This window comes from Streptomyces sp. NPDC002795, from assembly GCF_042888725.1.
GTDB lineage: Bacteria > Actinomycetota > Actinomycetes > Streptomycetales > Streptomycetaceae > Streptomyces.
In genome coordinates, this window is the sequence record NZ_JBIAQB010000004.1 from 618,761 (window position 1) to 632,390 (window position 13,630).

The 13,630-nt window shown below is 70.7% G+C and carries 9 protein-coding genes; 4 read left to right on the forward strand and 5 right to left on the reverse strand.

What is annotated here, in order from left to right:
• Window positions 1-2: 2 nt before the first annotated feature.
• Window positions 3-713, forward strand: coding sequence for a class I SAM-dependent methyltransferase (locus tag ACFYWS_RS15925; protein WP_389275615.1), 711 nt, complete (start codon window positions 3-5; stop codon window positions 711-713).
• Window positions 714-724: 11 nt separating this feature from the next.
• On the opposite strand, the gene ACFYWS_RS15930 is transcribed toward ACFYWS_RS15925, so the two are convergent.
• Window positions 725-4,072, reverse strand: a complete 3,348-nt coding sequence (locus ACFYWS_RS15930) for an NACHT domain-containing protein (RefSeq protein ID WP_389275618.1) — start codon at window positions 4,070-4,072, stop codon at window positions 725-727.
• Window positions 4,073-4,304: 232 nt separating this feature from the next.
• On the opposite strand from ACFYWS_RS15930, the gene ACFYWS_RS15935 reads away from it, so the two are divergent.
• From ACFYWS_RS15935 to ACFYWS_RS15945, 3 genes are all read left to right on the forward strand, one after another.
• Window positions 4,305-4,658, forward strand: a complete 354-nt coding sequence (locus tag ACFYWS_RS15935) for a WYL domain-containing protein (protein ID WP_389275621.1) — start codon at window positions 4,305-4,307, stop codon at window positions 4,656-4,658.
• A gap of 42 nt (window positions 4,659-4,700) precedes the next feature.
• A complete protein-coding gene (locus ACFYWS_RS15940) occupies window positions 4,701-6,575 on the forward strand; it encodes a rhamnogalacturonan lyase (protein WP_389275623.1) in 1,875 nt (624 codons plus the stop codon).
• Window positions 6,576-6,688: 113 nt separating this feature from the next.
• Window positions 6,689-7,603 (forward strand): class I SAM-dependent methyltransferase, encoded by a 915-nt coding sequence (locus ACFYWS_RS15945; protein WP_389275626.1) that lies wholly within the window; start codon window positions 6,689-6,691, stop codon window positions 7,601-7,603.
• A gap of 56 nt (window positions 7,604-7,659) precedes the next feature.
• Here ACFYWS_RS15945 and ACFYWS_RS15950 read toward each other — a convergent pair whose 3' ends face one another.
• From ACFYWS_RS15950 to ACFYWS_RS15965, 4 genes are all read right to left on the reverse strand, one after another.
• The gene (locus ACFYWS_RS15950; RefSeq protein ID WP_389275734.1) at window positions 7,660-8,451 is read right to left on the reverse strand and encodes an aldo/keto reductase; all 792 of its coding nucleotides are present in this window, start codon (window positions 8,449-8,451) and stop codon (window positions 7,660-7,662) included.
• Between the two features lie 154 nt (window positions 8,452-8,605).
• Entirely contained in the window at window positions 8,606-9,346 is a 741-nt protein-coding gene (locus ACFYWS_RS15955; protein ID WP_389275629.1) for an ABC transporter ATP-binding protein, read from the reverse strand.
• Window positions 9,343-12,009 (reverse strand): ATP-binding cassette domain-containing protein, encoded by a 2,667-nt coding sequence (locus tag ACFYWS_RS15960; RefSeq protein ID WP_389275632.1) that lies wholly within the window; start codon window positions 12,007-12,009, stop codon window positions 9,343-9,345. The genes ACFYWS_RS15955 and ACFYWS_RS15960 overlap by 4 nt, the downstream gene beginning before the upstream one ends.
• Window positions 12,010-12,031: 22 nt before the next feature.
• Complete coding sequence (locus tag ACFYWS_RS15965) at window positions 12,032-13,294, reverse strand: ABC transporter substrate-binding protein (RefSeq protein ID WP_389275635.1); 1,263 nt, start codon at window positions 13,292-13,294, stop codon at window positions 12,032-12,034.
• Window positions 13,295-13,630: the final 336 nt, after the last annotated feature.

Consider the following 13,630-nt stretch of genomic DNA (forward strand, 5'->3'; position numbering starts at 1 on the left):
GCGTGCTCGACTACGACGAGGAAGCGAACCGGTACGACGCCACCCGCGGCGGTGAGCCACGCGCCGAGGCCGCCGCCGACGCCGTGCTCGGCCTCGTGCCACCGGGCGCCCGCACCCTCCTCGACCTCGCCTGCGGCACCGGCCTCGTCACCCGCCGCATGACCCGCCCCGGCCTGCGCCCGTTCGGCGTGGACCGCGCCGCCGGCATGCTGCGGGCCGCCGCGCCCCGACTGTCCGGCGCCGCGTTCCAGGCGGACGCGTACCAACTGCCCGTCGCGGACGGCACGTTCGACGCGGTCACCGCCGTATGGCTGCTGCACCTCCTGGAGGACGCGGCGCCGGTCGTCGCCGAGGCGGCCCGCGTACTGCGCCCCGGCGGGGTGTTCGTGACCACGGTCGACAAGGTCGCCGCGCACCTCGTCGGCAGCGACATCTGCGCCCTCGTCACGCCCCACGCCGGCCGCCGCCCACCCGCCGACGCCACCGCACGCGTCACGTCGCTCGCCGCCGAGCACGGACTGCGCCCGCACGGCTCCGCCACCTTCGTCGGACATGGCCAGGGCCGGGTGCCGGCGCGGCTCGCGCGGGAGGTGCGGGCCGGGCGGGTGTACGCGCGCGGGGGCGGGGAGTTGGCTTCGCGGCTGGAGATCCTGCCGGACCCGGAGACCCCGCGCCCCGACCCGACGTACACACTGCTGGCGTTCGCGGCTTGAGGGTGCCGTACTCAGCCCAGTTGCAGGTCTACCGAGGAGGGCAGGGCGACGGCGCCCTGAACTCGGTCGCCGCTGATGCCGATGATGAGAGCGCGCAGCCCGGACAGCGCGGCCAGCGGTGAGATGTCGATGTCGCCTTCCGCGTGCATGGGGCCGCTGAGCTCGCAGAAGGTGAGCGCGGGGAAGAGGTCCGGCAGCCTGTGCACCGCTGCCTGCGCGACGCGGTCGCCGTCCCCGCCGATGAGTGTCAGGTGGGTGACACCTGCCAGCGCTTCGTCGACCGGTGCTGTTTCGAGTGACACCGCGGTCGCCGCGAGTTCGGTGAGGCCGGGAAGTCGGCGGAGCTCCGCCCAGTCCGCCGCCGATGCAGGACTGCACGCGGCGTTCAGGGTCAGCGTCTCCAGTTGAGGCAGGCCGCTCAGGCCCCGAAGCCGCTCAGCGGGTGCCACGTCTCCCGCGATGCGGAGTATCTTCAGCGGTGCCTTCGACGGCAGTTGTCGGGGCGACCAGGTGAGGGTGGGGGGGCCGGAGACGGAGAGGGCCTCGAGCCGAGTCAACTGACCCAGCGGATTCAGGTCCAGTTCGGGCGTCGCCGCGTGGATGTCCAGGAAGGTGAGGGGGAGGTCACCCAGTGTGGAAAGGTCCGTCAGCTGCGGGCAGTTGGCGATGATCAGCGACTGAAGCTCGGTCTGCGGCGCGAGGAAGCGCAGGTCCGTAATCTGCTCGTTGGACAGGTCGAGCATCGTGAACCTGTGCTCAGCGGCGTACGCAACCAGTGCTTCGCGGGACACCCCGGCTCTGATGTCCAGGTAGTTTGGCAGTATTCCGAGCCGGCTCACCTCGCGGAGCTGAGCATCGGACCGCAGTGTGTATGCCAGGCCCGTCGGGTCGAGCCGCGCGACGATCTCCTCCGCGTAGTGCGCTGTGTCGTAGCGCGACCAGGCCCACATCAGTTGGGAACGTACCGGCAGGAACGGGTGCTCGACGAACTGGGCGAGGAAGGCGATGGCGGCGTCCGATTCGATGCGGGAGGCTGCGACCACCACGTGGAAGGCGTGCGCGAGGTCCTGGAGCGCTTCTGGACCGGGCAGAAGCCGCAGGACCAGCGGCCCGACCTGTGCGAGTGCCTGGGCCTCTGCCACGCTGCCCGGCGGAATCAGGGTGGCAGTGCGCTGCTCCACAGCTTCGCGCACGGTGGGTTCGAGCGAGGTCGCGTGCTCCAGGCAGGCCGCGGCCAGCAGATAGACACGGGCTCGTTCGCGCGGGTCCGCGGCCTGGTCCCCGGCCTCCAGGAGACCGTTGAAGATAGTGACCCGTTCGCGGGCGCGGGCGAGTGCGACTGCCATGCGGATCACGTCCTCCCACTGGTCGTGCCCCGCGTTCGCACACAGTAGCCCGAAGTCGCCTTCCTCCAAGGCCGCCCGGGCGCCGAGGAAGTCCTGGAAGGTGCGGTGCACGAAGTCCACCGCACCGGGACCGGGCTCACGCAGTAGCCCACTGCGCTCCAGGAAGTGGTCGAAGACGGCCGCCGCGTCCCCGAGGGCGGCGATCTCGGGCACCGAGGGCAGAGCCCGGTCGATGATGCGCAGGGCGCGCTCGCGGTCCATCTCGGTGCGACCGTTCTTGATCAGCCAGTAGGCAAGCCGCTGCAACACGTCGAGCTGGGGGTCCTCGGCGAGTTCGGGGCCCGCCATGTCACGCTCCCGGTCCCTGCGGCTGAGCAGCATCGACAGGGCGGCCTCGTACAGGTCCTTGCGGCCGTGCGGGAGGTAGCCCCGACGGTCCCGGTGCAGGGCGCATATCAGGCCGCACATCAGGGGATTGGTGGCAAGCCGGGCCAGGTCGGGCTCCGTGCGGACGGCGCGGAGCAGTTGCGCCTCGTACTGGTCGAGAGTGCCGTCGCCTTCGTCGCCCGACCGTGCGGCGGCGTGCCAGCGCCGAATGAACGTGGCGATGGCGGTGGGGTCCATGGCGGACAGCGTCAGTTCGATGAAGTCTTCGTCGGCGAGCCAGTCGTCGTCCACCGCCGATGGGCGGGAGGTGACGAGCCACCGGTTGCCGCCGTCGTACGTCTCGATGAGCGTGCGCAACCAGGCCCTGGCCCGGTCGCGTTCGCTCTCCGGTATCTCGTCGATGCCGTCGACGAGAATCAGGCCGCGCCCGTCCTTCAGTACCCGGTTCTCCCAGCCTGTGGGCTGTGTACCGTCCAGCGGGCAGCCGATGGCGGCCAGGAAGTCCTTGGGGGCGGGCAGCTTTCCGCCGTCGCGGGTGAGTGTGCGCAGCGGCAGCACGAACGGCACCCGGTCGTCGAGGTACTCCATGCCGTCTACGAGATCCTGCCGGGCGGCGGTGACTGCCAGCCACTGGACGAGTGTGGTCTTGCCGGATCCCGCCTCTCCACGGAGCAGGACGCGGGGGCCGTCGGCGAGGGCGCGGTCCGCGGTCTGGGAGGGACGCCGGCGGAACCAGTGCCAGAGCTCCGGGCTCGTGGACCGTAGGTCGTCGGCTGTGCGCCAAGCGTCCCACGACTTCCGCAACTCGTCTGGTTCCAGGGTGGAGGCCAAGAAGACGCGGTCCGTGTGCGGCTGCTGGGTGACGGCCTCGGCGGGAATCCTGTCGAGGGTCCAGTCCACGGACGGCCGCAGCCGTGGTGACATCGTCGCCTCAAGGCTCAGATACGCCACGTCCAGCGCCCAGCGCCGCGGTGAGTTGCTGAGGTCGATCCCGAAGATCGTGAGCTTGCCGTGCCGCTTGGCCACGTACTCGAGATATGCCTGCTCGAACGCGGCGTCCTCGGATCCCGGCAGCGGCGTGCGGTGGATCAACTCGTCGACCTTGGCGACGAGTTCAGCCGTCGACCGAGTCTGCTCCAAGAGCGCGTGGGCGACGAACGTGGACCGCTGAGTGAAGAAGTGCAGGATGTGCAGGCATGCGGTGTCCAATAGCGACTCGTACAGCCGGGTGCCGTCGGCCGACAGATGGCGCTCGGGGTTGCCGCCGGCCCGTCGCAGCTCGCGGGCGAACTCCCGGTGGCCAAGGCGTACGGCGTCGAGATCGGTGGTGTCCAGCCGGCCCAGGGCGTACAGGGTGCTGCCGAGTGCGTCGGCGACGGCGCTCTCCTCGTCGGCGCCGACGGGGCGTTCGCCGACGCGCACCGCCTGCCCGACGAGCCGGGCGGCCAGCCGCCGCACGTCCCGTTCGCCGAGCACGCGCTTCTCGCCGCTGAACGACACATAGCCGGAGATACGTATCGGCTTGTCGACCAGACCGGCCCCGGGGCCCTCGCTGACGAACAGCTTCTTCACTACGGGGCCGATGGCGGCCGAGGCAAGGCGGGCCCCGACGGTCGTGGGATCCATATGAGCCCCCTGGATGGTCGAACACCGACTGTCCCGGGATCATACGGTGCACCGAGTGAACGTCATCGTCGGTGACGGTCTCCTGTCGTTCCCTTGGGCAGGGTGTCGTGCGCGTACGCGTCAAGGTCGGGCCGCTCGGCGCCAGCAGGTGCCGCACCCACGCGTCCCGCTCGTGCAGCAGCGGGGGCAACTCCCAGATGCAGCCGATCAGCGGCCGGTCCGGCAGGACGAAGTGCGTCGGCTCGCGGTCCGGGCAGCCGAGCGTCGGCCGGCCCGCGACCGCATCAGCGCCCGCCTCCCCCTCGACGCCCCCGGCTGGCACGCCGAGGACGACTACACCGCCGAGCAACTGCCCGCGGTGGCGGCTGCCGTGTGGAACCGGCACGCGGTGCTCACCGCGCTGCGTGCCCGGCTGCCCATCGAGTCGATCGGTCGCGCTCACGACGGGTTCCTACGTCTCGACGCGGACATCGAGGTGCTGGAACCGGCCGAGTTGCGTGAGCGGATAGCGGCGACGGCGAGGGCGCTCGCGTGCACGTACGCGGACACGGAGAGCGGCAACCCATCGGCCCACGGCGGCAACTGAGGGGGCGTAGGCAACCGCCGACCCCCACCCCCAGGAGCCCCCATGCCCCGCCCCCACCTCCACCGCAGACGCCGTCGTCTGCTGCTCGCCGCCGCCACGGCCGCCGTGCTCGCCGGTACAGGGCTGACGCTGCTGCCCGGCGACGACGCCTCCGCCGCCACCGCCCGGCAGGCCGAGAAGCTGGACCGCGGCCTGGTCAGCGTGCACACCGACGCCGGCAACCTGGTCAGCTGGCGCTGGCTCGGCACCGACCCGGACGGCGTCTCCTTCAACGTCTACCGGGCCGGTACCAAGGTGAACTCCACACCGGTCACCGGCTCCACGAACTTCTTCCACGACGGCGCGCCCAGCTCCGCCGACTACACGGTGCGGGCCGTCGTGAACGGCACGGAGCAGGCCGATTCGGCGCACGCGATCCAGCTCCGCTCCGGCTACAAGGACGTACCGATCACCCCACCGGCAGGCGGCACGACACCGGACGGCGTCGCGTACACCTACGAGGCGAACGACGCGTCGGTGGGCGACCTCGACGGTGACGGCGTCCTCGAATTCGTCCTCAAGTGGCAGCCCACCAACGCCAAGGACAACTCGCAGTCCGGCTACACGGGCAACACGATCGTCGACGCGGTGAAGCTCGACGGCACCCGGATGTGGCGCGTCGACCTCGGCAAGAACATCCGCTCGGGCGCCCACTACACCCAGTTCCAGGTGTACGACTACGACGGCGACGGCAAGGCCGAGGTCGCCATGAAGACGTCCGACGGAACGAAGGACGGCAAGGGCACCGTCATCGGCAACTCCTCGGCCGACCACCGCAATTCGAGCGGGTACGTGCTGTCCGGTCCCGAGTACCTCACCATGTTCAACGGCCAGAGCGGCGCCGCCATGGGCAGCGTCGACTACGTCCCCGGGCGCGGCACGGTGTCGTCCTGGGGCGACTCGTACGGCAACAGGGTGGACCGCTTCCTCGCGGGCACCGCCTACCTCGACGGCGCCCGCCCCTCACTCATCATGGCGCGCGGCTACTACACGCGGAGCGTCATCGCGGCCTGGGACTGGCGGGACGGAAAGTTCACGCGCCGCTGGACCTTCGACACCAACTCCTCCACCAACTCCGGCAAGGGGTACGACGGTCAGGGCAACCACCAGCTGTCCGTCGCGGACGTAGACGGCGACGGCAAGGACGAGATCGTCTACGGCGCGATGGCGGTGGACGACAACGGATCGGGCCTGTGGACGACGAAGAACGGCCACGGCGACGCCATGCACGTCGGCGACCTCGACCCCTCGCGGCCGGGCCTGGAGGAGTTCAAGGTCGACGAGGACAGCTCCAAGCCGTCCTCCTGGATGGCCGACGCCAAGTCCGGCAGCGTCATCTGGAAGACGGGCGTCAACGGCGACAACGGCCGTGGTGTCTCGGGCGACATCTGGCCCGGCAGCGCGGGCGCCGAGTCCTGGTCATCGGCCGAGTCGGGCGTCCGCGACCCCAAGGGCACGGTCGTGAACTCCCACAAGCCGTCCTCCACCAACTTCCTGTCCTGGTGGGACGGTGACACCACCCGCGAACTCCTCGACGGCACACACATCGACAAGTACGGCACATCCTCCGACACCCGCCTCCTGACCGGCTCCGGCGTCCACTCCAACAACGGCACGAAGGCCACGCCCGCGCTCTCCGGTGACATCCTCGGCGACTGGCGCGAGGAGGTCGTCTGGCCCACTACGAACAACACGGCGCTGCGTGTCTACTCGACCCCCGTCCAGACCTCGACCCGCATCACGACCCTCCTCCACGACACTCAGTACCGCACGGCTCTGGCCTGGCAGAACACCGCGTACAACCAGCCGCCGCACCCGAGCTTCTTCCTCGGCGACAAGATGCCGACGGCACCACGCCCGACGCTCACGACGCCGTGACTCCGTAGCCGGATATTGCCGACTCGGCAACGTGGCTTGCCTGTCCGTATGTCGTCCGCGCACCCTGAGGGCGACGGACGACATTACGGGCACGAAGGGCGGCGACACCCGACATGGCACACGGCCACCACCAGCACGAACAGCACGGCGAGCAGCAGCACGGCGGGCACGGTCACCACGATCACACGGACATCGACTGGGCCGACATGATCCCCATGCTGGAGCGCAACGCCTCCGTGTACGAGCCCCTCTACACGCAGGCCCTCGACTGGCTCCGCGCGTCCCGCCCCGCAGGCACCGGCCTGATCGTCGACGCGGGCGCGGGCCCCGGCGCCGTCTCGCTGCACCTCGCAGAGGCCTTCCCCGAGGCCCGTGTCATCGCGGCCGACCCGGAAGAGAAGCTGCTCGCCCGCGCCATGGAGCGGTTCGCGCAACACGGCATCGCCGAGCGCACCGGCACGCTGCGCGTCGAACTCCCCGACGCCATCGACGAGTTGCCGCACGCCGACCTCATCTGGGCGGCCCGCTCCCTGCACCACGTGGGCGACCAGCGGGCCGCGGTCGCCGCGCTCGCGGGGCGGCTCGCGCCCGGCGGCACCCTCGCGCTCGTCGAGGGCGGCCTGCCGCAGCGCTGCCTGCCGCGCGACTTCGGCCTCGGCAGGCCCGGTCTCCAGGCGCGGGCCGACGCCATCGAGGAGGAGTGGTTCGGCGACATGCGCGCCAAGCTGCCCGGCGCCAAGCAGGACACGGAGAACTGGACGGAGCTGCTGACCGACGCAGGCCTGACGAACGCCGTCAGCCGCACCTTCCTGCTCGACCTGCCCGCACCGCTCTCGGACCAGGCCCGCGAGACCGTCATCGACCTGTGGAAGCGCCGCCTGGAGGTCTTCGCGGAGGCCGTGCCGGCCGAGGACGTCGCCACGATGGAACGGCTGATGGACCCGAAGGACCCGCAGGGCCTGTACCGCCGCGACGACCTCTTCCTGCTGACCGCGCACACCGTGCACACGGCGGTCAAGGCGGGCTGAGCCCGTCAGGACATGCGAAAGGGGGCCCCGAGCGGGGCCCCCTTTCCCGTGCGCGGTTACGCCACGTCGAACGTCGCCGGGTCCCCGCCGAGGCGCCGGTCCTCGTTGAGCGCGGAGATCGCGCCGAGGTCCTCGGTGTCGAGCTCGAAGCTGAACACGTCGATGTTCTCCTTGATCCGCGACGGCGTCACGGACTTGGGGATCACCACGTTGCCCAGCTCGATGTGCCAGCGCAGCACGACCTGCGCGGGCGTACGGCCGTGCTTCTGCGCGATCGCGACGATGGCCGGGACCTCCAGGAGGCCCTTGCCCTGGCCGAGCGGCGACCAGGCCTCGGTCGCGATGCCCAGCTCCGCGTGCTTCTCGCGGGAGACACGCTGCTGCAGGTGCGGGTGCAGCTCGATCTGGTTGACGGCCGGGATCACGGACGTCTCGGCGATCAGCTTGTCGAGGTGCTCCGGCAGGAAGTTCGAGACGCCGATGGACGTGGCGCGCCCGTCGGCCTGGATCTTCTCGAAGGCCTTGTACGTGTCCGTGGCCAGGCCCTTGGACGGCAGCGGCCAGTGGATCAGGTACAGGTCGACGTGGTCGAGACCCAGCTTCTCCAGCGAGGTGTCGAAGGCGCGCAGCGTGGAGTCGTAGCCCTGGTCGGCGTTCCACAGCTTCGTCGTGACGAACAGCTCCTCGCGGGGGACGCCGGACGCGGCGATGGCCTTGCCGGTGCCCTCCTCGTTGCCGTAGATCGCGGCGGTGTCGATGCTGCGGTACCCGGCCTGAAGCGCCGTCGCGACGGCCGACTCGGCCTCGTCGTCCGGCACCTGCCACACTCCGAAGCCGAGCTGGGGCATCTCGACGCCGTTGTTCAGGATGATCGGGGGAACCTTGCTCACGAGGTGTCGATCCTTTTTCGTCCGGTGATGGGTGGCACTGCACAATGCGGTACCCCCATGGTCAACGATCACGGGCGTACGCGCATTCCTGTGGGTGACACCAGCATGACAGTCAGGTATGAGAACTTTGCGCCGGGGGCTGTGTCCCCAGGTAAGCCTCGCGTACCCGCGTGTCCGCGCGGATCACATCCGGCGCCCCCTCGGCGAGCGCAGACCCCAGATCCAGCACCACGACCCGTGAGCACAGCTCCATCACGAAGGCCACGTTGTGCTCGACGAGCAGCACCGCGCAGCCGTCCCCGGCGAGCCGCCGCACCGTCGCCGCGAGCAGCTCGCGTTCCTGCGCCGTCATGCCGGACGCGGGCTCGTCGAGCAGCAGTACGCGCGGCCGGTCGGCGGCGGCGCGCGCCAGCTCCAGCATCCTGGCCCGGCCGACCGGCAGCGTCCCCGCGTACGTGTCGGAGAGGGCGTCGAGGCCGCAGTCACGGAGCAGGCCGTTCGAGCGCTCGGTGTTCGCGCCGCCGCGCCGCCACTCCTGCGCGACCAGCAGGTTGTCCGCGACCGTCAGCTGCCCGAACAGCTGCTGGCGCTGGAACGTGCGGCGCATCCCGTGCCGCGCCCGCCATACGGGGGAGCGGCGGGTGATGTCCGTGCCGGCGAGCAGCACCCGGCCCGCGTCGGGCCTGCGGATCCCGGAGACGACGTCGAAGAACGTGGTCTTGCCCGCGCCGTTCGGCCCGATGAGCCCGCACACCTCGCCGGGCGCGAGGCGCAGGCCCACCCCGTCGAGGGCCCGTACGCCGCCGAAGCGCACGCCGATGTTCTCCGCTTCGAGCAGGTACCTGACGCTCATGACCGGGCCTCCGAGCTGGTCGCCGCGATGCCGAGGTACGCCTCCGTGAGCCGCTCGGCCTCCACCTTCTCGCGCGGCCCGCACCAGGTGACGCGGCCCTGAGCGAGGTACGCCACGGTGTCCGCGACGCCGAGGATCTCCGACGCCTTCTCCTCGACGAGCAGCAACCCGGTTCCCGCGTCGCGGAGTTCGGCGAGCAGCCGGTACACCTCGTCGGCGACGCGCGGCGCGAGGCCGAGCGAGGGCTCGTCGGCGATCAGGACGCGCGGCGGACGGTGCAGCAACGCGGCGAGCGCGAGGAGCTGCTGTTCGCCGCCGGACAGCGAGCCGGCGGTGACGTCGCACCGCGCGGCGAGCCCCGTGAACCGTTCGTAGACCGCCAACCTGTCGCTCTGCCGCGGGAGTTGGAGTGCCAGGTTCTCGTCGACGGTGAGGGAGGGAAAGATGCCGCGTCCCTCGGGCGCGAGCACCACTCCGGCCCGCGCCCGGCGGACCGCACCCGAACGGCCCGCCGCGCCCCCGGCGACGTACACCTCGCCCTGGAGGGGTGCCATGAGGCCCGCCGCGACCTTGCACGTCGTCGACTTTCCGGCGCCGTTGGGTCCGAGGAGTGCCACGATCTCGCCGGGGTGGACGGTGAGGTCGACGCCCGTCAGGACGCGGGCGCCGTCGTATCCGGCCTGTACGCCCGCGAGTTGGAGTGCGGCATCGGGGTCGGCGGGTGGCGTCGGTGTGTCGTCGACGACGTTCGTCGTGGCGGTCTTCCGGCGGTGGCGGCGGGCCGGGACCGCCGCGCAGTAGCCGTCCGGATCGTTGGCGAGCGCGAGGCCCGCGAGACCGAAGAGGATGACCGGGAGCTGCACCGACTCGGTCAGGTAGTCGCTGATCAGATGCGGTACGACGGCGAAGCTGAGCCCTGCGATCACCGCGAACTGCGGCCGCCGCACGCCCGCCGCGACCACCACGGCGAGCCAGATGAGCCCGGTCATCGCGGTGAAGTCGGTCGCGGTGATGCGGGTGTTGTACGACGCGTACATCACGCCGCCGAACCCGGCGAGCCCGGCGGAGATCGTGAACAGCAGCAGCTTCGTGCGGATCACGGAGATGCCCGAGGCCATCGCCGCGGCCGGCGCCGAGCGTACGGCGAGCATGGCCCGGCCCGCCCGCGAGCCCCGCAGCGCGCTCAGCCCCGCCACCGCCGCCGTGCACAGGACGACCATGGCCACGCCCATCGCCCGGTCGTCTCCGAGGTCGATCGGGCCCGCGACGGCGCGCGGGATCTCCCAGCCGGTGTCGCCGTTCCTCAACCAGCCGAGCTGGAACAGGACTTGGTCCGCAAGGAAGGCGAGAGCGAGCGTGGCGAGGGCCAGCGAGCGGCCGCCGAGCCGCAGCGCGGGCAGGGCCACGAGTGCGCCCAGCAGGGCCGCCGCACACGTCCCGGCGAGCGCCGCCCAGATGAACGGCACCCCGTGGCTCATCAGGAGACCCGCGACCAGCGCGGCACCCGTCACGAACGCGGCCTGCGCCAGTGACACCATCGCGCCGAGCCCGGTGACGACGGTGAACGACAGGAACACGAGGGAGATCGCGAGCCCTTGGGCGAGGATCCCGCTCCAGAACGGCGTCGTCACGGTGTAGAAGGCAACGGCGAGCAGCACAGCGGCCGTTGCCCACGGCCCCCAGCGCCGCAGCCACGAACGCCCCGCCAGATAGTCCACCGGTGGTGCGTCGCTTGCCACCGTGCCCGCCGTGCGCTGCCGCCGCGTGAGCAGCAGCAGCCCGGCGAACAGGATCAGGAACGGCACCGCCGTACGGAACCCGGTGATCTTCTCCGCGAACGTGGCGTACCCCGCGACGAGGTTCTGCAGCACCCCGAGCCCGAGCCCGCCCGCGAAGGCGAGCGGGATCGACATGAAGCGGCCGAGCACGGCGGCCGTCGCCGACACGAAGAGGAACAGCGTGAAGTCGTGCGAGGAGAGCCCGAGCAGGGGAGTGGCCAGCACGCCGGCCAGGCCCGCGAGCACCGACGACAGCATCCACGCCACCGATGAGAGCCGGTCGGCGCTGATCCCGCGCAGCTCGACGAGCGAGCGGTTGTCGACGGTCGCCCGCAGCTTGAGCCCAAGTGCCGTGTGGCGCAGGAGAATCCACAGGCCGAGCGCGACGACGGCGGTCGTCACCCAGGTGATCAGCTGGTCCGAGTCGATGCCGACTCCGTCCATCAACTGCCAGTTCTTCGCCGGACTAGGCCCGACGCCGGGCAGCCCGAACTGGTTCTCCGCGGGTTTGACCGGCGCGCCCGCGTCCTCAAGAAGCTCGACGATCCACAGGCCGAGCGCGGGCAGCGCCACGAGCAGCCCGATCGTCGCCACGATCTGCGCGGTCTCGCCGACCCGCGCCAGTTTTCTGAACATCAGCCGGTCGAGTCCCCAGCCCAGCAGCGGAGCCACGACGAGGACGAGCAGCAGCGCCGTCGGCACGGCGGGCCAGCCGAAGCCGGAGTGCAGCTCGTAGAAGGCGAGCGCGCACAGATAGGCGGTCGCGCCGTGCGCGAAGTTGAAGAGCCCGGAGGCCGAGTAGGAGAGCACGAGCCCCGTGGCGAGCAGCGCGTACAGCGCACCCGACACGAGCCCGCTCAGCACGAAGGCAAGTAGATCCGTCATGTGAACACCCCTTCCCTTAGGCCTACTTGAAGGGGATCGGCGGATAGCACTTGAACGGCGACGACACCCGGTACGCCCCGTCCTTGAGCTGCGCGAGCGCCCCGCAGCCGAACGACTCGCTGCGCCCGCGCGGCAGCGCCCGGTCACCGACGAGCGTCCCGGTGTCCGAGAAGCCGTCCGCCGCCTTCTGGAACGACTCGACGGTCAGCTCCTTGCCCGCCTTCTTGGCGATGGCGAGGAACAGGTCGGCGCTCATATAGCCCGTCATCATGTGCATGTTGAGGGGGAGCTCCTTGCCCCCGGACGCCTTCTCGATGTCGGCCTTGAACTGCTTCATCGCCGGCGTGTGAGCCTCGAACGGCTGGAAGGACAGCAGTACGTGCACCCCGTCGAGCGCCTGCTTCGTCGCCTTCTTGGCGAGAAGCCCGGGGTCGTAGTCCGTCGGGTCGGTGATCACACCCTGGTACCCGGTGCGCTTGACGGCGGTGAACAGGCCGATGTTGTACGGCGTCTGCATCACGGAGACGACCACGTCCGGCGCCTTGCCGCCGTCGCTGCGCAGCAGTTCCTTCGTGTACGCCGACCAGTCGCTCGGCACCGCGGTCGCCGGCACGGTCGCCTTCGCGTACGACACCTTGTAGCCGGCCGACTTGAAGGACTGCTTGTAGGTGCGGATGGCGAAGGTGCCCGCGTCGTTGTCGTTGGCGAGGATGGCGACGGACCTGCCCTTCGCCCCGCCGGTGACCTTCTTCAGCCCCTCGGGCCAGGTCTGTGTGATGGTGCCGCCCGGCATCGGCACCATGCAGCCGCCGTAGCCGTAGATGTACGTCGGGCCGCAGAACGAGGGGACCGTGCCCCAGCCGAACGTCGGCACCTTCTGCTTCTGCAGGAAGTCCGCCCCGGAGAACGTCACCGAACTCATCGGCGAGATCGCGAACACCTTGTCCTGCTGCACGAGTTTGCGGGCCGCCGCGAGGTTCTTCGCCGGGTCCTGGCCGTCGTCCTCCGCGCCCAGGTAGTCGATCGTCCGCCCGTTGATCCCGCCCTCGGCGTTGGCCCGGTCGAAGCGGGCCTTCGCGCCGAGGTCGGTGTCCTTCTTGCTGTAGCCGCTCGACGTCGTCATGGAGACGATGCCGCCCACCTTGATGCTGTCATCGGTCACACCGCGGACCGAACTCCCCTTCCCGCCCGCGGTGTTGGTGCCGCTGTTGGCGGTGGAGTTGCAGGCGGTGGCGAGCAGGAGTGCCGCCACGGTGGCGGTGATGGCGCGGATCGGTCGCGACACGGTCGGTCCCCCTCCGTCGGAGTGAGGGTGATTCTGTGTGCGACCTGACGAGTCGTCAATAACCGGTGCGCCAGTATTTGATGACCCGTCAGTTACCCGCGGTTTACCTTTTCAGGCCCCTCTGGCCGTCTTTTCAAGCCCCTCCGGCGATTGAGGAGCGGGGTCCGGGGCGGAGCCCCGCGGCCTCAGCCCCGTCGTGGTTGCGCACCCGGGGGGGGGGGGGCCCCCGGGGGGGGGGGGGGCCCCCCCCCCCCCGGCCGGGCGGGGGGGGCCGCCCCCCCCCCCCCCCCCCCCCCACACACCCACCCCCCCCCCCCCCCCCCCACCCGCCGCCCG